Below are 18,411 nucleotides of genomic sequence, written 5' to 3'. Positions count from 1 at the left end.
ATTTATTCATATAATGGCAGGTCATTTTTTATTAGATCTTCAAGACTCTCTCTTTTCACAACAAGACGCGATTCCATATTTTCTACAAACACAACCGCAGGACGACGGAGCCTGTTGTAGTTATTGGACATTGAGTAACCATATGCACCTGTACAAAAGACCGCCAGCAGATCCCCAGGCTTAACCTTAGGCAGCGGAAGATCCCAAATTAACATATCCCCGCTTTCACAGCACTTCCCTGCTATGGCTACTTCTTCAAATACTTCATCATTCAGGCGATTGGCAAGAGCAGCTTCATAATTTGCCTGATAGAGAGCAGGACGAATATTATCACTCATTCCTCCATCAACCGCCCAATATTTACGAGTTCCCGGCACATGCTTACTTGATCCAATTTCGTAAATGGTTGTTCCGGCATCCCCAACCAATGAGCGCCCTGGTTCAATCCAAATTTCCGGCATAGACAGACCAGCTTCTTCAAAATCGGATTTTACTTCACTCACAATTTCTTCTACATAGCGAGAGACAGGAATAGGCTCATCCTCTTCTGTATAACGGATTCCAAAACCACCACCTAAATTTAAAACCTTTGGTGAAAATCCATATGTTTGATTCCAATTCGCAATTTGTTCACTAATCTTTTTAGCGGCCAAAATAAATCCGGTTGTTTCAAATATTTGTGAACCAATATGGCAGTGTATACCCAATACGTCAAAATACTCGCTCCGCAGTACAATTTGCAGAGCTTGTTCCGCCTGGCCATTCCATAGATCAAATCCAAATTTAGAATCCTCTTGTCCTGTTAGAATATAATCATGAGTATGCGCTTCAATTCCAGGAGTTACCCGTAAAAGTATGGAGCATAGTTTACCTTTCATTTTGCACAGCTCTTCTAAAATAGCAATCTCGTGAAAATTATCAATTACGATACAGCCAACCCCCGCTTCAAGCGCCATTTCTAATTCATCAACACTTTTATTATTTCCATGTAAATGAATCCGTTCAACCGGAAATCCGGCCTGGAGGGCTGTATACAATTCGCCTGCAGAAACTACATCCAAAGATAGCCCTTCTTCCATAGCAAGCTGAAACATCGCAATGGAAGAAAAGGCTTTGCTCGCATAGGCCACCTGAGCATCAACACCCAGCCTGCCAAACGTATCTCTGAATATTCTTGCCCGTTCTCTAATTAAAGCCACATCATATATGTATAAGGGAGTGCCATATTGCTCTGCAAGAGAAACAGTATCTACTCCCCCTATTTCTAAATGGCCATGTTCACTCATTTTTCCTGTCCCATAAAAGTGCATGTAAACTCCCCCTTGACGTTATAACAAAAATAGACAGCCATTAATGCTGTCTATTTTTTTGAATAGTATAACTACTTTATCACACTAATACCCTAATTCAAAATGAATTATTTTGTACGATCCACCGGATGTAAAATCCGCGGTCTTAAATGTCTGCCAGGCACCGGCCTTCTGATAATAATATTCGAAAGGGCTTTGGGTGCAAATGGGATAAACGGCCATAAATAGGGTGTAGATAACGTATTTAATCTGGTTAGAAAAAAAATGAAGAGCGTATTGGCAACCATGTACCCGGGTACATGGAACAAAGCAGTAAAAATTAAAATCAGATAGCGCATATATTTATTGGCCAAGCCGAGCTCCAAGCTTGGAGTGGCAAAACTGCCAATCGATGCAATGGCTACATATAGTAATACCTCAGGTACCATCCAACCAACATCAATGGCTATTTGACCAATTAGGACGGCAGCAATAAGTCCCATGGCTGATGATAAAGGAGCAGGTGTATGTATCGAAGCAATTCTGAGCAGTTCAATTCCAACCTCCGCTACAGCAATCTGTAATAGAATATGAACATGTGCATCATCCTGCGGACCAATAAACTTCATAGTTTCTGGTAGCAAATGGGGTTCCAATACAAATAATAACCATAATGGCAATATAAAAAGAGAAGCAAAAATACCGAGAAAACGGAACCATCTAAGAATGGTGCCCACTGAAGCTGCCTGTCTGTATTCCTCTGCATGCTGGACATGATGGAAAAAGGTCGTCGGTGTAATCATGATACTTGGCGACGTATCTACATAAATAAGGACATGCCCTTCGAGTAAATGGTTGGCTCCTACATCTGCCCGCTCGGTATAGCGAACCATTGGATAAGGATTATACCCTTGATTGACCAAATATTCCTCAACCGTTTTTTCGGCCATCGTCAATCCATCAATTTCAATTGATTTCAGTTCATCCCGAATGATATTAACGAGCTTCGGATTAGCTACCCCATCAATATATCCAATCGCAATATCTGTTTTGGAGCGTTCTCCAACACGCATAATTTCGAATCGCAAACGTTCATCGCGAATTCTCCTGCGTGTTAAGGCAGTGTTAATAATAATATTTTCAACATAACCGTCCCTTGCTCCTCTTGTGATCCTCTCTGTATCCGGTTCCTGGGGCTGTCTCCCCGGATAACTCCTCACATCTACGATCAGAGCTTTTCCGCTGCCTGCAACAATAATGGAAATCAAGCCTGACAATACCTGATCTACCATTTCATCCATCGTTTGAACAACCTCGACAGATTGTTGTACTAGCCGATTTTTAACCAGGTCATAGATAGGGACATCCAAGGCATTGTCTTCTTGTTCATTAATATCAGTCAATGTCTCTAAAATCTCTATGATAAAACTGGTATCACACAAACCATTAACATAATACATTTGCATCATTGTATCGCGAATCAGGATTTCTCTTACTCCTAAATCAAAACTTACTCCAAGACCCACATTTTTCTCCATGTATTGCTTTACGGCCTGTATGTCACTCGATATGGGTGTTTTCTCCTTTTGATTGGCCTGCATGGTATCCACTCCTTTCGAGAATCAGTTTTACAGCACTAAGTGTTATGGGACTGCCTTTAGCAATATCATCATATTTAGACATTTTGCCTATATCACCAATACCGACAACAATAGGTGCATGAATAGAATCGATACTATAGACTGTATCTCCATTAATTCGTTTAACATCCATTTCTGGTATTCCAAATTTATCAACGCCAAATCCGGTAAGATTCCCTTCGCGATCAATACAGACATCTACTTTTGTCCATTCTTCCTGTTTCGTTTTTGAAGCAACGGCAAGAATTCCAAGAAGATTGATATCAGGGTGTTCCGCAACATATTTCATTAACTGCTCACCAGCCCCTTCTCCGACCAGACCACTGTCATCAAACATAACCAACACCGGGTCATGGGCTGCAGATTTAATGAGTTTAATCAGTTCAGCTCCGCCCATTTTTGTTGGATTTCCATAGGAGGATGAAATGCAGCGACCGCCGATTTCTTTTGCTACATATTCGATCGTTCTTTTCGCATATTCGTCTCCATCTGTGATAATGATGATATTTCGCTTCCCTTTCAACTCTTTCACCGCCCTATGACTTTTATTGATTATAAACAATCCACTGAAATAGTGAGCCCATTATTTTCCCGAGAACAAGCGCCATCAGAATATATAGAATCCGCTCCTGCATTCCGATTCTTTTTGCCAAGATCGGAAAGACATTTAAAACCTCTGTCAAAGCTGCTGCTAGCATCCCGTTAAAAACGCCGCTAAATATGCCCATGATTGATAGGAGTATCGGAGTTAATCCCAATGAAAAGTCCCATAAGCTGGATATGGTCCCACCTATTGCTCCGAGTATAACCGCACTTTCAAAATAATGAACAGATTGAACCTTCGTAAGCTGTGTAAGCCTTGGTATAATATTAAGGACAGTCAGGAAAGCCACATATCCGGCTCCGACCGATACCCCACCTGAGAATCCAACTATCAGCACAAAAACGAACTCAGTCATCTTTTACGGAAGTAATCGAATGTTTGTTTTCATTCATAATGATGTATTGATCTAAATCCTGCTGATAGTTAAACATCTCTACTTCCATTGGACTTGGTTCATCATTTAATCTTTTTGTGAAAATATGATTAAAGAACAAAATCATCCCAATTCCGAGTCCAAATGAATAGGGTATTTGAAATACAAGTGGATTTGCAGAATGCTTACCGGTAATCATATAATAGAGACGTTCATGCAGCTCCCTCATACTGACATCCTCATGAAAATTCATAATCGCAAAGCCAGCCCCTATAAAAAGGACAATCCACACAAGAATAAACAAAAGGTTCGATACTTTCTTCGTTTTACGTTCTACCTCTACAATTGTTTGCGATGGGCCATAGGTGTCCATTTTCATTTCGGGAAAATGCTGAAAAATTGCTTGGAGAACAACCGTTACATCCAGAATAAAAACATTTTTATTCTTCGAAAATTCACCCAGAACTAAACTTCCAACCTTTTCTTTTACTTCGTCTGTCCCAATTATATTGGCAATATCCGAAAGTCTTATCGGATGGTTCGGCAAAACTTTCGCCCGATATTTTAAACGGATATAAACACATTCCTCCATGAATATTTTCATCCCCATTTCCTTAATTCACATGTATTTATAGTATGGTTAGAAAAATCAGGAACCATACCAAAAATCATAAATTAGTTTATAGAGAGATACATTCAATCGCAAAAAAAAAACCGTACGAACCAGCACTCTAGTCCATACGGTCTTTCATTTGATTTAAAATCTTTTTTTCTAATCTAGATACTTGTACCTGGGAGATTCCTAGCCTCTCTGCAACCTCCGTCTGCGTTTGATCCTTATAATACCGTAAATAAACAATTAATTTCTCTCGTTCATCCAATAAGGCGATTGCCTCTTTCAAAGCAATTTTTTCAAACCACTTTGTCTCTGAACTATCTGCTATTTGGTCTAGCAAGGTAATCGGATCGCCGTCATTCTCATAAACCGTTTCATGGATTGAAGAAGGCGATCGGCTTGCCTCCTGTGCCATAATGATTTCCTCAGGTGATAAATCCAAATACTCACTGATTTCTGTAATGGTTGGCGTCCGTCCGAAGTGCTTAGATAATTCATCCTTCGCTCTTCTGATTTTGTTGGACATTTCCTTCAATGAACGACTGACTTTTACCGTGCCGTCATCACGAATGAAACGCTGAATCTCTCCAATAATCATGGGAACTGCATAGGTTGAAAATTTAACATTATAGGATAAATCAAATTTATCTACAGATTTCAATAAACCAATACACCCTATTTGAAATAAGTCATCTGGTTCATATCCTCTGTTAAGAAATCTTTGTACAACTGACCATACAAGCCTCATGTTTTTCTGGATGATTTCGTCTCTAGCTAATTGGTCACCTTGCTGGCTTTGAAGTATAAGTGTTTTTACCTCTTCGTCCTTAAGCTGGGCGGTCTTTTTACCCTTTTTGACTTCCACATCCATTGTATTAGTCTCCTTAATTACATAAAGCTTTGCTTTTGGAAAGATTTTTCATAAGCCTTACCTCTGTTCCTTCACCTCTGGATGAATCGATATAAATCTCATCCATAAAGTTCTCCATTATGGTAAAGCCCATACCGGACCTTTCCAATTCTGGCTTTGTTGTATACAAAGGCTGCCTTGCTTCATCGATATCTCTGATTCCAATGCCATTATCCCGGATTGTCAGTTCCACTCTTTCTTCCTCAAGATCCAATATCGCAGTGATATAGATTTTGCCCTTGGCATCTCCCTCATATCCATGGATAATCGCGTTGGTGACCGCCTCCGATACAACCGTTTTAATTTCGGTTAACTCATCAAGTGTAGGATCCAATTGCGCGATGAAAGCTGCCACCGTAATCCGTGCAAATGATTCGTTTTGACTCAATGCAGAAAATTCTATAGCCATTTCGTTTTTCATTTACGCTACCCCCAATCCCTGTATAGCTGCTTCCTCTGAAGATTCAAGACGAAGAATTTTAAACATTCCGGACATCTCAAATAACCTATGAACAGAAGGCGAGATGGCACAAACAATCATTTCCCCTTCAAATTGCTGAATTTGTTTATATCTGCCTAAGATCACCCCAAGACCGGAGCTATCCATAAAACTCAACTCGCCCAAATTTAAAATGATATGGCGAATGCCACCAGTTTCTATTAATTGAGATGCCTTGTTCTTTAAATCCTCCGCCGTATGATGATCCAATTCTCCCTTCAGGCGAATACATAATATATCCTCAATCGTCTTCATATCAATTTCTAGACTCACAGTACCTTTGCCCCCTTCAAAGAAAGTATAGTGGTGATTTTCGCCAAGCTCCACTTCAATTCCTTCTTAAAGACAAAACTAGTGATATTCTCTTTCTATTCGTTTAATTTCGCATACCAATGCTTATTCGTCGCCGGTATGGGTAAACATGCCGAAAGAACGCTTAAATAAATCAAACCAGCTTGCTCGTTTTACATCTTTTGATGCAATAAGAGGGGTTTCTGAAATTACTTTGTCGTCTCTCATCATTTTTAAGACACCAAGCTGATCCCCTTTTTTGATTGGGGCCTGTACATCTTTTTTCAGTACGATATTCGGACGGATATTCACATTGTCTTCCCCTTTTTTATTTAAAAGAGAAACTGAATCGTTTGTGACCAGACTTACTTTCTTCTGTTGACCTTTTTCAATTTTCAAAAGTGCAAGAGGCTGTTCTTTCTTATAGACCGGACGTGATTGATAATTAGCAAAGGCATAATCCAGCATTTTTGTAATTTGAGAATTTCGTTCCTTTGGATTCTCAGCTCCAAATACAACTGCAATGACTCGTAAATTATCTTTTTTAGCTGTTGCGGTTAAGCAATATCCTGCTTGATGTGTAAAACCTGTTTTTAATCCGTCCACACCTGGGTAAAATTTCACCAGTTTGTTCGTATTCACAAGCCAGAATTTTTTATCTGAATCCTCACGTAAGTAAGATTCATATAAACTCGTAAAATTTGTGATTTCCTCATGCTTTAGTAACTCTTTTGCTATAGTCGCCATATCAAATGCTGAACTGTAATGATCAGTTGTCGGCAGTCCCGTACAATTTTGAAATTTAGTGTTCTTCAATCCCAATTCCTGCACTTTGGCATTCATTCTTTTCACGAATTCCTCTTCGCTTCCAGCAATTTTCTCAGCCATGGCAACGGAGGCATCATTCCCTGAACCAATCGCAATTCCTCTAAGCATTTGCTCAACTGTCATTTCCTCACCTGGTTCAAGGAAGATTTGCGAACCACCCATTGAGGCAGCATATTCACTTGTTCGAACTTTATCTTCCATCGTTATACGCTTTTGATCTAATGCCTCCATGATTAACAGCATAGTCATAATCTTCGTCATACTGGCGGGAGACAGCCGCTCATCTTTATTTTTATCATATATGACAGAACCCGTATCCTTTTCTATCAGTATTGCTGACTTCGTTTTAGGTGCTAAATCTAATTCCGCCGTTTTTGTTTTTTCGGCTGCAAATGATGGTACAGACATACTTAAAGTGAACACTACTACTAATAAAGCTGAAACATACCGTTTCATGGACAGACCTCCTACTCATGATAAATTCCAGTTTTACCAACAACACTACTTTTATACAGTCCAGAATCTTATCTCAGATAAAATTATATTTCCTGGTGAGGACCTAATTAATTTGAATGAAGATTTTAAATATGCAGTCTTAATTTCAAAGGGAATTCAGCTATTTCTGTGTTAGTAGAACCAAATTAACTAACATTAGATGTTCTGAAATTAAATTATCGAGCAAAACTCGAGAGGAGAGAAATTTGAGCCTGTAAATCATAAAAACATCCTTATTTTTAAAGGAAATTGGTTAAAGCGAAGACTTTTCAGTCTGCTTTTTATAATCAGTATTTAAATTTCATCTATATAACAGGCAACCTATAAACAATTGAGCGAAATTTTATAGCAATAGTTCGATTTTGAAAGGAATTGAGCGAAAAGGGAGTGGAATTGAGCGATATTTCAATTTATTGAGCGAACGGTAAAGCAATTAGCGGAAAATGAGGTTAATTGAGCGGGAATTCTGGTGATTGAGCGATCATGTAAGACTCTTAAGCGATTAGCATGGCTATTGTGCGATCATTAAGCATTTGAACGAACGATTTACACAGTAATTGAATCAAATTTGGACACTAGAGCAATTTATATCAGGCCAAAGTGAATTATTTATTCATTTTACCCTAGCATGTCATTACGCATGGTATCTTACTCCTACTATTAACCGTAAAAAAATAGAGGCTATCTAATAAAAACTATTAGACAGCCTCCTGTTAAAACTTACTTACGCTTCAATTTTCATTTCTGATACGATTGATTTCACTAAGTTCAAGAACGTAGATTTTACTTTTTCAGTCGTTTCAATTACCTCGTCATGTGCCAAAGGCTGATCCAGGATTCCAGCAGCCATGTTTGTAATGCATGAAATACCGAGTACCTTCATGCCTCCATGAGCAGCAACGATAACTTCAGGAACTGTTGACATTCCCACTGCATCTCCGCCTAAAATACGTGCCATTCTTACTTCTGCTGGTGTTTCATAAGTAGGACCTGTAAATCCAATGTAAACACCTTTTTGAATCGCAATATTTTGTTTAGAAGCAACTTGTTCTGCCAATTCCACTAATGATTTTGTATAAGCACTTGTCATATCAGGGAATCTTGGTCCAAACTCACTGTGATTCGGTCCAATTAATGGGTGTGCGCCCATGTAATTAATATGATCTGTGATAATCATCAAATCACCAGGCTTGAAGCTTTCATTTACTCCGCCTGCTGCATTTGTTACAAGAATATGCGTCATTCCCATTGCCTTCATAACACGTACCGGGAATGTAACTTCTTGCATGGAATATCCTTCATAATAGTGGAAACGCCCCTGCATAGCCGCTACTGTTTTGCCTGCCAGCGTTCCAACAACAAGTTGGCCGGCATGTCCTTCAACAGTAGAAACTGGGAAATGAGGTATTTCACTGTATGGGATTACAGTGGCATTTTCAATTTCATCAGCCAATACTCCCAACCCTGAACCAAGAATCAATCCTAGTTCCGGCTTTTGACCGGATACCTCTAAAATATGCGCTGCTGCTTCATTTACTTTTTCAAACATTCTGTTCTCTCCTTTTAATTTAGTTCCTTAAGGAAGCTTACTCCATGCTCAGGCATTTTCACACCGAAGTTATCAGCAACGGTTGCACCAATGTCCGCAAATGTACTGCGGATCGGCAGTTCTTTACCTTCTTTAAATTGTTTGGAGTATACAAGTAAAGGAACATATTCTCTCGTATGGTCTGTTCCAGGATGAACCGGATCATTACCATGGTCTGCTGTAATAATTAGCAGATCGTCTTCCTTCATTTTATCCAGTACTTCCTGCAATCTTCCATCGTACTCTTCTAATGCTTTACCGTACCCAATAGGATCGCGTCTGTGGCCAAATACAGCATCAAAATCAACAAGGTTCAGGAAGCTTAGACCAGTAAAGTCCATGTCCAATGTTTGGACCTGCTTATCCATTCCATCCATATTACTTGTTGTGCGAAGCGCTTTTGTTACGCCCTCGCCATCGTAGATATCAGCAATTTTCCCAATGGAGATTACATCAAAGTTACTATCCTTCAACTCATTCATTACCGTGCGTCCAAATGGTTTTAACGCATAATCATGGCGATTTGGCGTACGTTTGAAATCACCAGGCTCTCCAACGAATGGGCGAGCAATAATTCTGCCTACCATATATTCTTCACGAAGAGTCATTTCTCTGGCAATTTCACAGATACGATAGAGCTCTTCAAGAGGTACTACATCCTCATGAGCTGCAATTTGCAGAACGGAGTCAGCAGAAGTGTACACGATTAATGCTCCGGTTTTTACGTGTTCTTCTCCCAATTCTACTAGGATTTCTGTACCGCTCGCCGGTTTATTCCCAATAATTTTTCTGCCGCTCTTTTCTTCCAGCTCCTGAATTAATTCCGGCGGAAATCCATCCGGAAATACACGGAACGGTGTATCAATGCGCAGCCCCATGATTTCCCAGTGGCCAGTCATCGTATCTTTCCCATTGGATGCCTCTTGCATTTTTGTATAATAAGCCATTGGCTTGACTGCCTTTTGAATCCCTTTAATTTCTCTGATGTTTGACAAGCCTAATTTACCCATGACAGGCATGTTCAACCCATTCATTTTTTCAGCTATATGTCCAAGTGTATCCGAACCTTTATCGCCAAATTTCTCTGCATCAGGCGCTTCACCAATCCCAACAGAATCCATTACAGTTAAAAATACTCGCTTAAATTTCATACCTGAAACCTCCAGCTTCTTTTATATGTAGGTTACCCTTTCTCAACGCCTGTAATCTTCCATAAATTTCAGTAGAATTTACGGGTCAAAAGTTGCAGGCGTCAGAGGTCTGACTTCTTTATTTTACATCACCGGGGAAACGTTGCCAATTTAAGTTTACCAAATTTTAATAGTTTTATTTTTCGGTATTCACTCAATATTCAAAAAGTCTTTAGACCTACTGCTTATTTCTTTTTAGAAACGTGTTCAAAAATAAAGACGGCACCTTACCGGAAACCGCCGTAACTATCCTAAACTTAGAGAATCCCCTTTTAAGCTCGGGGATGGAACTTACTGTATACATCCTTTAAACGGACATTCGTGACATGTGTATATATTTGTGTTGTCGAGATATCAGCATGTCCGAGCATCTCCTGAACAGCCCGCAAATCCGCACCATTCATTAGTAAATGAGTGGCAAATGAGTGGCGAAGGGTGTGAGGTGTCAATGACTTTTGAATATTCGCCTGCTCAGCAAGCTTCTTGATAATTTTCCATAACCCTTGGCGGCTGAGACGTCCGCCGTGATGATTCAAAAATAAAGCATCCGATTTATTCTTTTGGCTAACCAATCTAGGTCTACCTGATGTTAAGTAGGTGGTAATCGAATCAAGGGCCATTTGCCCCACCGGGATAATTCGCTCTTTATTTCCCTTCCCTATACAGCGAACAAATCCCATTTCTATATGTACATTATCAATATTTAACTCTATTAATTCACTAACCCGCATACCAGTTGCATAGAGCAGCTCTAAAATAGCCTTATCCCGTATACCGAAAGCGTCAGCTGGGTTAGGTGCATTCAGCAATGCCTCCGTTTCCTCCTGGCTTAAAACCTTTGGCAATGATTTCTCAGTATGAGGGCTTTCAATCAAGACAGACGGATCTGTTTCCGAAATACGTTCCCTTAATAAAAATTGATGGAAGGATCGAATGGAAGCTGTATGGCGTGCCAGCGTTTTGGACGATTTTCCATCATCCCTTAATTTACCCAGGAACTGGACAATATGAACACGGGAAACGTCCTTCCAGTTGTCAATTTGTTGATTTTTCAAAAACTTATAATAGGAATCCAAATCTCGTTTATACGATAGGAGGGTGTTTTTAGCCAACCCTTTTTCGATTGTTAAATAATGGATAAAATCCTGCAATGGATCTTTCATTTTCATTTACTCCCCATCTAAATAAAATAGAAAGAGTCTTTCTCTCCATCCAGGCTCCTCTTCATCATTGATGGATTGAAAAACCTTTACAGCCGTTCCCTTAGGCTCGTCATAGCGATGATAATTTTCATATTCCTCATTAAACCAAACAATAGCAAAATAAAATAATATCGTAAAGCCAACAAACATGATGAATACCTTGCTTGTTTGCCAAAATAATTTAATCAAATTTCTCATAATTCTCTAGTCCTCCAGGCCTTTTTATCAATTTATGCCTGTTTGGACATGTTTTATACATATCATCCACGTTTTATGAGTAAAAGATAAAACCTTTCCACAACGGAAAGGCTTATCTTGCATGGTTATTCCCGGACCCTGCAGTCTCCGGCTCTTCTTTTTTATCTTGGCAACGATGGCAAACCCCATGAAATGTCAGGCGATGATCCTTAATTTTGAATCTGAATTTCTGTTCAACAATCGGTTCTACATCATCTAATAAATCTTCAAGAATTTCATCTACTGCTCCACATTCTATACAGACTAAATGGTGATGAAAATGCGCTGCTCCCTCTTGTCGCAAATCATAACGGGATACCCCATCACCAAAATTAATTTTATCTACTATTTTAAGCTCAGTAAGCAATTCAAGCGTTCTATATACAGTTGCCAAACCGATTTCCGGTGCTTTTTCTTTAACGAGCAAATATACATCCTCTGCACTTAAATGGTCTTCTTCATTCTCGAGCAACACTCTAACCGTGGCCTCTCGCTGCGGCGTCAGCTTGTAACTTGAAGAATGTAATTGCTTTTTTATTCGATCTAATCTAGATTCCAACCCTTTTCCTCCTCGCCGCTGAATCTGTCCGGATTTCATCATCATATTATAGAAGAAGGCAAAAAGGGATTATGAGTCCGGCCTTCTATCACCATTTATAGTATAGCAAAAAAAACGTCCATGTAAAATATAATAATTATAAACAACTTATAATAATGATTATTATCTAATAATTATTATTAACTCATATTATCAATTACAGCTTTCATTAGCCCCGGTGATAAAAAGGATTCAATCAAGGCTGCAACAACAAAAGACACTAAGGCCATTCCAAGCAACAGAGAATACTGGAAAAAATAAGGCCTTAATTTTTCGCGGCTTGATTTTAAAAATTGGCGTTTAATCATTTTAATGGAGATAATGACGGCGCATGATGCCATGATAATGGTTACGGGTACAAGGATGATATTCTGAGGTAAAATGGATACACACGCAAGCATAAAGCCCTGCCACCCTGTTTGGCTAACCAAAAAACCGACAGTAAAGCCGATCACGATTCCTTTTATAAAAAGAAGGATTAAAATCATTGGTAACCCGATAATCGAGATTCCAAGAATCCACATTAAGATAATAAACTTCGCATTCTCCTGAAAGCTATAGATGAAAATTTCACTGCTTGCACTGACTTTCCCTTGCTTTAATTCTCCGAAGAACTGAGACAAATAATAAAACAGGTCCTCTTTCTGAGTTAAAGATAAGCTGTTGACAATAATTGCCCCAAAAATGATTCCCATCAGGAATAGGACCATAATAAAAATGAAAATAGATAAATGATCTTTAATATGAAAAAGCAAAGCTCTTTTATAATACGATTTTTTCACAGGGGAATTCTCCTCTCCGGTTCCATTACTAGATTCTATGTATTTACTAGAGATTGTATTCTAGTAAAAAATAAATTCTTACTAGTCTAAATAGTATGATATAATCTCTTTAATTTACATAAAAGGAGGAGATTGGCATGAATCCGATCCTGATGGACATACCAGAAAAACTTGATGGAAGCCGAATTTATTTGCGTTCTTGCAAGCCGGGAGACGGGCCTATGGTCCATGATGCCATATTGGCTTCAAAAGAAGATTTAAAACCCTGGATGCCCTGGGCTAATCGAGATCAGACATTAGAGGAGACAGAGGACAATTTACGAAGAGCACAGGCAGAGTTTATTTTAAGAGAAGATATACGTCTATATGTGATGAGAAAAGAAGATAATATTTTCCTTGGTTCCACCGGACTACATAGAATGAATTGGGAAACAAGAAAGTTCGAGATCGGATATTGGATGGATTCTCGTTACACTAAAAAAGGATATATGACAGAGGCTGTTGAATTATTGACGAACTTCACATTCGATAAATTACTAGCTAACCGGGTGGAAATTCGCTGTGATTCAAAAAACATAAACTCCAGACGGATTCCTGAAAAACTGGGTTACACTCTTGAAGGGACATTAAGACACGACAGCTATGATTCTACAGGTACCTCCCTTCGTGATACATGCATTTTCTCTAAAATCAGAAGTGATTTGTAAAATAGAAAAAAGGGCAGTGAATGCTATTCACTGCCCTTTTTCTCCATTAATCCGTAATAATCTTCCCGTAAATACCGCCTCCGCCTTTTTGCAGAGACAATGTACCACCCCGTGCCTGATAGATGAGCATGGCTATTTTTTCAGGAACTAGCCCCTTTAGCTCCTCCAGGCTGGCTTCATGGATGACAGCCATTTCTGAACCAAAACCAGCTACTAATTTATCCAATGTTCTCGGTCCTAGCCCTGGAATAAACTCAAGCGGGATATGATGAATATAAGGCGGTCTCTCTTGCAGAACATCTCCCAGCTCTGCATCTGCAAGATCATTGATACGTTCAGCTACTCCACGTGTCACCTGATTAGAGCCGCAATAAGGACAGCGCTCTGAATACACAGCTAGAGTTTCGCCGCAATTCTCGCAAACTGTTTCATGGTATTTACCTAAATACGGATTCAGTCCGTAATTAGCTAAAATGGCACGTCCTTCTTCTTGTTGAAGTGCTTTATGCCATTCGGTAAAGTTAGGCTCCTGCAGCAACAGTTTTTGATATTCACGAGCCAGCTTTGGCAACGAATGTGCATCACTATTTGTTAAAAAGGGATAGCGGTTCAGCTCGCTTAACTTGGATGCCATTGTCGTATCAGCACTGAGCCCCAGCTCAACAGCGTCAATCCAGTCTGGATTCAGAACCTCGTTTAGGCTCTTTAAGACCCCTCTGCCGTACAAACTTTTATGGGGAGTGAAAATATGTGCAGGGATAAATAACCCGCTCAAATCCTTTACTTTTTTCTGCAATACGGTAGCACTCTCATAAATACGCTGAGAGCTGAGAGTATTATTTTTAACTCTCGTTGCAAACCATTCCGAAAACAGCTTCATTTTTTCAAGAGTAGGAAAATAAGCCAGCACATGAATGGGCCCTTTGCAGTTTGCATCATTGATTTCAATCTCACTCCCAGGAATCAAAACGGTACCGTCTTTATGTTGAAGACCGCCGCCCTCGAGTTCTTTCATCTCTCCTTTTGCCATGAGCCCCTCAAGTTCTTCTATCACCTCAGGAACATGGCAGTCGATGACCCCAACCATATCGAGTCCTTTTCTTGTCGCAGCATATTCAAGAATAGTTGAAATCGTTAGGGTCCGCGCTCCTGTAATTTTGACAGGCTTCCCAGATTTCGTTCTCCCCACATGAATATGAAAATCCGCGTAATATGTCTTCATTTATTTAGACAGTGCCTCTTGGAGCTGTAAATATTGAACCGCATAGGCTGTTTTGGCATCCTGAATTCTCTCTTCTTTAATCAGTTCCAAAGCCTCTTCTAATGTGACTTCCATCAAGTCCACGAATTCATCCTCATCAAGGCCTCTTGCATCTTCCTTTTTAGAAAGACCCTTAGCCAGGTAAATATGTACAATCTCATCTGCAAATCCAGGCGATGTGTAGAGGGAAATAATATGTTCAATGGACTCGCAGGCATATCCGGTTTCCTCTTCCATCTCGCGAACCACACAATCTCTTGGATCTTCACCGGCATCCAATTTACCGGCAGGAATTTCAACTAACGCTTTTTCCATCGGCTTACGGTATTGCTCAACAAGCACGAGCTTATTTTCATCTGTAACGGCAATCACTGCGACCGCTCCAGGATGTTTAATTAATTCTCTGGTCGACGTCTTTCCATTCGGAAGAAGCACTTCATCCACACGTACATCTAAAATTCTTCCTTTAAAAATAGGTTCTGATTTGATCGTTTTCTCTTCATATTTGTACATCGTTAAATCTCTCCTTTTGTTCTAAAAAGCATTCCTCTGTTCATACATTTTACCATATAGCATGTCCAAAGGGGTGCGTTATGAAAATATGGATCAGTGACAATCAAATCATTTTGAGCGGAAAAGCTTGGGAAGTAAAAGAGAAATTAAAGCAATATAGCAATCAATATGTGTATGTTACGGACTGGCTGCAGGCCGCTCGGCAAATAAAATGACGGATTTAACTCCTTCCATTACAATAAAGAAAAGACACACTGTAATAGCGAAAGGAGATTTCCTGTGAAAAAGAGACAAATTGGAGAATCTGACTTATATGTTACGGAGATGGGACTAGGATGCATGTCTCTCGGCAAAGACGAAAAACAAGCCCGACTAATACTGGAGACAGCTATCGAACACGGAATCAACTATTTTGATACAGCCGATTTGTATGATTTTGGCCTTAATGAGGAAATGGTCGGAAGGGTGTTAAAACCATATCGACAGAACCTGATATTAGCTACAAAGGCAGGTAACAGATGGAATGACGAGAAAACTTCATGGTCCTGGGACCCTTCGCGAACCTATATTAAGCAGGCCGTAAAGGATAGCCTAAAGCGTTTACAGACCGATTATATCGATTTATACCAGCTTCATGGCGGTACAATAGACGATCCCTTGGATGAAACCATTTCCGCCTTTGAAGAATTAAAGAAAGAAGGCTATATACGTGAGTACGGCATTTCCTCCATCCGTCCCAATGTCATCAAGGAATTTGCAAACCACTCAAGTATCATATCGGTCATGATGCAATACAGTCTTCTCGATCGAAGACCGGAGGAATGGATGCCATTACTGGAGGAGCATCAAATCAGCATCATTGCTAGAGGCCCTGTAGCAAAAGGCCTTTTAACAGAGGAAATGTTAAATAAAGCTTCCGATTCTATCCGTGAAAATGGATATTTGGACTATACATATGAGGAGCTAGAGTCTCTGCTTCCATCCATTCAAGAAAAAATAGCGAGCCGTTCCATGAATGAACTGGCTTTACAATATATCCTCTCTTCTAAAGCGGTAGCTGCTGTGATCCCTGGGGCAAGCAGCGAAAAACAATTACTTGAAAATATAAAGGCTATAAACAGCAAACCGTTAGCAGCCGAAGAGCTGGAACTATTGCGCTCCTTAACTAAAGCAAATAAATATGAGACACATCGCGATTAAACGGGAGTCAGGCTATTTCATCTAAATAGCCTGATTCCTTTTCTTATTTTTATCCTATACATAGAATAACCAGTCGAAATCTTCCCGTTGGTAATCACAATAAAAATAATCATTCGTTTTTGAATCATACACATAATCCTGCTGGCACTCTTCGAAATGGTCAACAATCCATTTCATGGCTGAAATAAATTGGTAGGCTTCCGCATTCGTCATGGTTGGATGAATGGAAAATCGAATCCATCCAGGTTTAACCTCTAAATTGCCCTGATCAACCAATTCCATGATTTGTTGGGAACTCTCCTTGGAGATTCCCAATAAATAATGCCCATACGTTCCCGCACAGGAACATCCGCCCCGTACCTGAATTCCAAACCGGTCATTTAATAGTTTAACAATCAGATTATAGTGTACCCCCGGAATCATAAATGAAATAATACCCAATCGTTCTTCTTTCTCTGGTTCGAGAACCTTAATTTCAGGTATGGATAACAATCCCGGAAGAAGGATGGAAAGCAATTCTTTCTCTCTTGCCAACATATTGTCTACCCCCATTTCCTCCTTTAGCCTTATACATAATGCTGTTCGAATGCATTGCAGGATTCCTGGTGTTCCACCGTCCTCCCTCGTTTCAATATCCTCATAATAGCTTTTGTTTCCCCACGGATCCGTCCAATTGACAGTGCCGCCGCCAGGATGATCAGGTATGTGGTTGTGATACAAATTTTTATTAAAAATTAAAACACCACTCGTACCGGGTCCGCCCAGGAATTTATGCGGAGAAAAACAAATCGCATCCAGCTGTTCTGCAGGATTCTCGGGATGCATATTGATATTTACATATGGAGCGCATGCAGCAAAGTCTATCACACAGATACCACCGTGCTTATGCATCACGCTTGCCAGTTCATGATATGGAGTAATGAGTCCGGTTACATTGGAGCATGCGGTAAAAGCACCGATTTTCAACGGTCTGTTTGAATACGATTGTAACTGCCGTTCTAATTGCTCCGGACTTACATTCCCTTTTTGATCAGGTTCCACGATAACTACATCGGAAATCGTCTCAAGCCAGGAGGTATGGTTGGAATGATGTTCCCGATGGGTAATAAATACAACCGGTCTTTCCTCAGGCTTTAGTTCAAGCCTCGATTCCCATTTTTCTGGTATGCGCAAGCCAAGTATACGTTGAAATTTGTTAATGACCGACGTCATTCCAAAGCCATCAAGAAGAATCGCATCATCCGGACCAGCGTTTACATGCTCTTTTATGATTTTCTTTGCATGATGATACGCATTCGTCATGAATGAGCCGGTTTGGTTTGATTCCGTATGGGTATTTGCCATAAACGGTCCAAATTCCTTCGTGATTTTATCCTCTATCGGTTTATATAATCTTCCGCTTGCTGTCCAGTCCGCATATATAATCGGCTTTTCTCCGTATGGGGTTGAAAACGTTTTGTCATTTCCTATAATGTATTTGCGAAAATCATAGAAATATTGCTCCAGCTCTCCAAACCATTCTCGCTGATGATTTCCAATTCTTGCCCTCAGCAATCCTGTTCACCTTCTATCTGCATAAGTCAGTAAC

21 protein-coding genes are annotated in these 18,411 nt (G+C 39.8%); 3 read left to right on the top strand and 18 right to left on the bottom strand.

Annotated features, from left to right (window positions below; genetic code table 11):
- Positions 1–2 precede the first annotated feature (2 nt).
- The 15 genes from lysA to spoIIM form a co-directional block, all read right to left on the bottom strand.
- Complete coding sequence (gene lysA / locus FHY45_RS09195) at positions 3–1,310, bottom strand: diaminopimelate decarboxylase (RefSeq protein WP_139891706.1); 1,308 nt, start codon at positions 1,308–1,310, stop codon at positions 3–5.
- A 107-nt stretch (positions 1,311–1,417) separates the two neighbouring features.
- A complete protein-coding gene (locus FHY45_RS09190; protein ID WP_066107639.1) occupies positions 1,418–2,890 on the bottom strand; it encodes a spore germination protein in 1,473 nt (490 codons plus the stop codon).
- The gene (gene spoVAEA, locus FHY45_RS09185) at positions 2,850–3,452 is read right to left on the bottom strand and encodes a stage V sporulation protein SpoVABEA (RefSeq protein ID WP_139891704.1); all 603 of its coding nucleotides are present in this window, start codon (positions 3,450–3,452) and stop codon (positions 2,850–2,852) included. The genes FHY45_RS09190 and spoVAEA overlap by 41 nt, the downstream gene beginning before the upstream one ends.
- Before the next feature lie 22 nt (positions 3,453–3,474).
- Positions 3,475–3,888, bottom strand: coding sequence for a stage V sporulation protein AB (locus FHY45_RS09180; protein ID WP_066107644.1), 414 nt, complete (start codon positions 3,886–3,888; stop codon positions 3,475–3,477).
- Positions 3,881–4,498: a stage V sporulation protein AA gene (locus FHY45_RS09175; RefSeq protein WP_066107645.1), complete on the bottom strand. Its 618-nt coding sequence runs from the start codon at positions 4,496–4,498 to the stop codon at positions 3,881–3,883. The genes FHY45_RS09180 and FHY45_RS09175 overlap by 8 nt, the downstream gene beginning before the upstream one ends.
- Positions 4,499–4,637: 139 nt before the next feature.
- Entirely contained in the window at positions 4,638–5,393 is a 756-nt protein-coding gene (gene sigF, locus FHY45_RS09170; RefSeq protein ID WP_066107647.1) for an RNA polymerase sporulation sigma factor SigF, read from the bottom strand.
- A 13-nt stretch (positions 5,394–5,406) separates the two neighbouring features.
- Positions 5,407–5,853, bottom strand: coding sequence for an anti-sigma F factor (spoIIAB, locus tag FHY45_RS09165; RefSeq protein WP_066107650.1), 447 nt, complete (start codon positions 5,851–5,853; stop codon positions 5,407–5,409).
- Positions 5,854–6,204, bottom strand: coding sequence for an anti-sigma F factor antagonist (spoIIAA, locus tag FHY45_RS09160; RefSeq protein WP_066107855.1), 351 nt, complete (start codon positions 6,202–6,204; stop codon positions 5,854–5,856). It lies immediately after the preceding gene.
- 123 nt (positions 6,205–6,327) lie between these two features.
- Entirely contained in the window at positions 6,328–7,506 is a 1,179-nt protein-coding gene (locus FHY45_RS09155; protein ID WP_066107653.1) for a D-alanyl-D-alanine carboxypeptidase family protein, read from the bottom strand.
- Positions 7,507–8,269: 763 nt separating this feature from the next.
- Positions 8,270–9,094, bottom strand: a complete 825-nt coding sequence (locus tag FHY45_RS09150; RefSeq protein ID WP_139891702.1) for a purine-nucleoside phosphorylase — start codon at positions 9,092–9,094, stop codon at positions 8,270–8,272.
- 14 nt (positions 9,095–9,108) lie between these two features.
- Entirely contained in the window at positions 9,109–10,284 is a 1,176-nt protein-coding gene (deoB, locus tag FHY45_RS09145; RefSeq protein WP_066107658.1) for a phosphopentomutase, read from the bottom strand.
- 311 nt (positions 10,285–10,595) lie between these two features.
- Positions 10,596–11,486: a site-specific tyrosine recombinase XerD gene (gene xerD / locus FHY45_RS09140; protein ID WP_066107858.1), complete on the bottom strand. Its 891-nt coding sequence runs from the start codon at positions 11,484–11,486 to the stop codon at positions 10,596–10,598.
- 6 nt (positions 11,487–11,492) lie between these two features.
- Positions 11,493–11,723, bottom strand: coding sequence for a YqzK family protein (locus tag FHY45_RS09135; protein WP_066107661.1), 231 nt, complete (start codon positions 11,721–11,723; stop codon positions 11,493–11,495).
- Between the two features lie 112 nt (positions 11,724–11,835).
- A complete protein-coding gene (gene fur / locus FHY45_RS09130) occupies positions 11,836–12,321 on the bottom strand; it encodes a ferric iron uptake transcriptional regulator (protein WP_066107665.1) in 486 nt (161 codons plus the stop codon).
- Positions 12,322–12,500: 179 nt separating this feature from the next.
- Positions 12,501–13,142 (bottom strand): stage II sporulation protein M, encoded by a 642-nt coding sequence (spoIIM, locus tag FHY45_RS09125; RefSeq protein WP_066107668.1) that lies wholly within the window; start codon positions 13,140–13,142, stop codon positions 12,501–12,503.
- A gap of 137 nt (positions 13,143–13,279) precedes the next feature.
- Here spoIIM and FHY45_RS09120 point away from each other — a divergent pair, with 137 nt between their 5' ends.
- Complete coding sequence (locus tag FHY45_RS09120; RefSeq protein ID WP_066107671.1) at positions 13,280–13,849, top strand: GNAT family N-acetyltransferase; 570 nt, start codon at positions 13,280–13,282, stop codon at positions 13,847–13,849.
- A 46-nt stretch (positions 13,850–13,895) separates the two neighbouring features.
- Here FHY45_RS09120 and FHY45_RS09115 read toward each other — a convergent pair whose 3' ends face one another.
- Both FHY45_RS09115 and FHY45_RS09110 read right to left on the bottom strand, forming a co-directional pair.
- Positions 13,896–15,071, bottom strand: a complete 1,176-nt coding sequence (locus tag FHY45_RS09115) for an endonuclease Q family protein (RefSeq protein WP_066107675.1) — start codon at positions 15,069–15,071, stop codon at positions 13,896–13,898.
- The gene (locus FHY45_RS09110; protein WP_139891700.1) at positions 15,072–15,623 is read right to left on the bottom strand and encodes an NUDIX domain-containing protein; all 552 of its coding nucleotides are present in this window, start codon (positions 15,621–15,623) and stop codon (positions 15,072–15,074) included.
- Positions 15,624–15,703: 80 nt separating this feature from the next.
- Here FHY45_RS09110 and mciZ point away from each other — a divergent pair, with 80 nt between their 5' ends.
- Positions 15,704–15,838, top strand: a complete 135-nt coding sequence (gene mciZ / locus FHY45_RS09105; protein ID WP_077248152.1) for a Z-ring formation inhibitor MciZ — start codon at positions 15,704–15,706, stop codon at positions 15,836–15,838.
- Between the two features lie 64 nt (positions 15,839–15,902).
- Complete coding sequence (locus FHY45_RS09100; RefSeq protein ID WP_139891698.1) at positions 15,903–16,823, top strand: aldo/keto reductase; 921 nt, start codon at positions 15,903–15,905, stop codon at positions 16,821–16,823.
- A gap of 54 nt (positions 16,824–16,877) precedes the next feature.
- On the opposite strand, the gene FHY45_RS09095 is transcribed toward FHY45_RS09100, so the two are convergent.
- Positions 16,878–18,377, bottom strand: coding sequence for an aminotransferase class V-fold PLP-dependent enzyme (locus tag FHY45_RS09095; RefSeq protein WP_139891696.1), 1,500 nt, complete (start codon positions 18,375–18,377; stop codon positions 16,878–16,880).
- Positions 18,378–18,411: the final 34 nt, after the last annotated feature.

Source organism: Bacillus sp. D386, assembly GCF_006346415.1.
The sequence above is the reverse complement of the archived record's forward strand: the minus strand, read 5'-3'. Positions and strand labels throughout refer to the sequence as shown.

Bases quoted from the DNA above. Each gene is read 5' to 3' on its own strand.
- lysA (WP_139891706.1), bottom strand. From the start codon at position 1,310: ATGCACTTTTATGGGACAGGAAAAATGAGTGAACATGGCCATTTAGAA.
- FHY45_RS09190 (WP_066107639.1), bottom strand. From the start codon at position 2,890: ATGCAGGCCAATCAAAAGGAGAAAACACCCATATCGAGTGACATACAG.
- FHY45_RS09180 (WP_066107644.1), bottom strand. From the start codon at position 3,888: ATGACTGAGTTCGTTTTTGTGCTGATAGTTGGATTCTCAGGTGGGGTA.
- FHY45_RS09175 (WP_066107645.1), bottom strand. From the start codon at position 4,498: ATGGAGGAATGTGTTTATATCCGTTTAAAATATCGGGCGAAAGTTTTG.
- sigF (WP_066107647.1), bottom strand. From the start codon at position 5,393: ATGGATGTGGAAGTCAAAAAGGGTAAAAAGACCGCCCAGCTTAAGGAC.
- spoIIAB (WP_066107650.1), bottom strand. From the start codon at position 5,853: ATGAAAAACGAAATGGCTATAGAATTTTCTGCATTGAGTCAAAACGAA.
- FHY45_RS09155 (WP_066107653.1), bottom strand. From the start codon at position 7,506: ATGAAACGGTATGTTTCAGCTTTATTAGTAGTAGTGTTCACTTTAAGT.
- FHY45_RS09150 (WP_139891702.1), bottom strand. From the start codon at position 9,094: ATGTTTGAAAAAGTAAATGAAGCAGCAGCGCATATTTTAGAGGTATCC.
- deoB (WP_066107658.1), bottom strand. From the start codon at position 10,284: ATGAAATTTAAGCGAGTATTTTTAACTGTAATGGATTCTGTTGGGATT.
- xerD (WP_066107858.1), bottom strand. From the start codon at position 11,486: ATGAAAGATCCATTGCAGGATTTTATCCATTATTTAACAATCGAAAAA.
- FHY45_RS09135 (WP_066107661.1), bottom strand. From the start codon at position 11,723: ATGAGAAATTTGATTAAATTATTTTGGCAAACAAGCAAGGTATTCATC.
- FHY45_RS09120 (WP_066107671.1), top strand. From the start codon at position 13,280: ATGAATCCGATCCTGATGGACATACCAGAAAAACTTGATGGAAGCCGA.
- FHY45_RS09115 (WP_066107675.1), bottom strand. From the start codon at position 15,071: ATGAAGACATATTACGCGGATTTTCATATTCATGTGGGGAGAACGAAA.
- FHY45_RS09110 (WP_139891700.1), bottom strand. From the start codon at position 15,623: ATGTACAAATATGAAGAGAAAACGATCAAATCAGAACCTATTTTTAAA.
- mciZ (WP_077248152.1), top strand. From the start codon at position 15,704: ATGAAAATATGGATCAGTGACAATCAAATCATTTTGAGCGGAAAAGCT.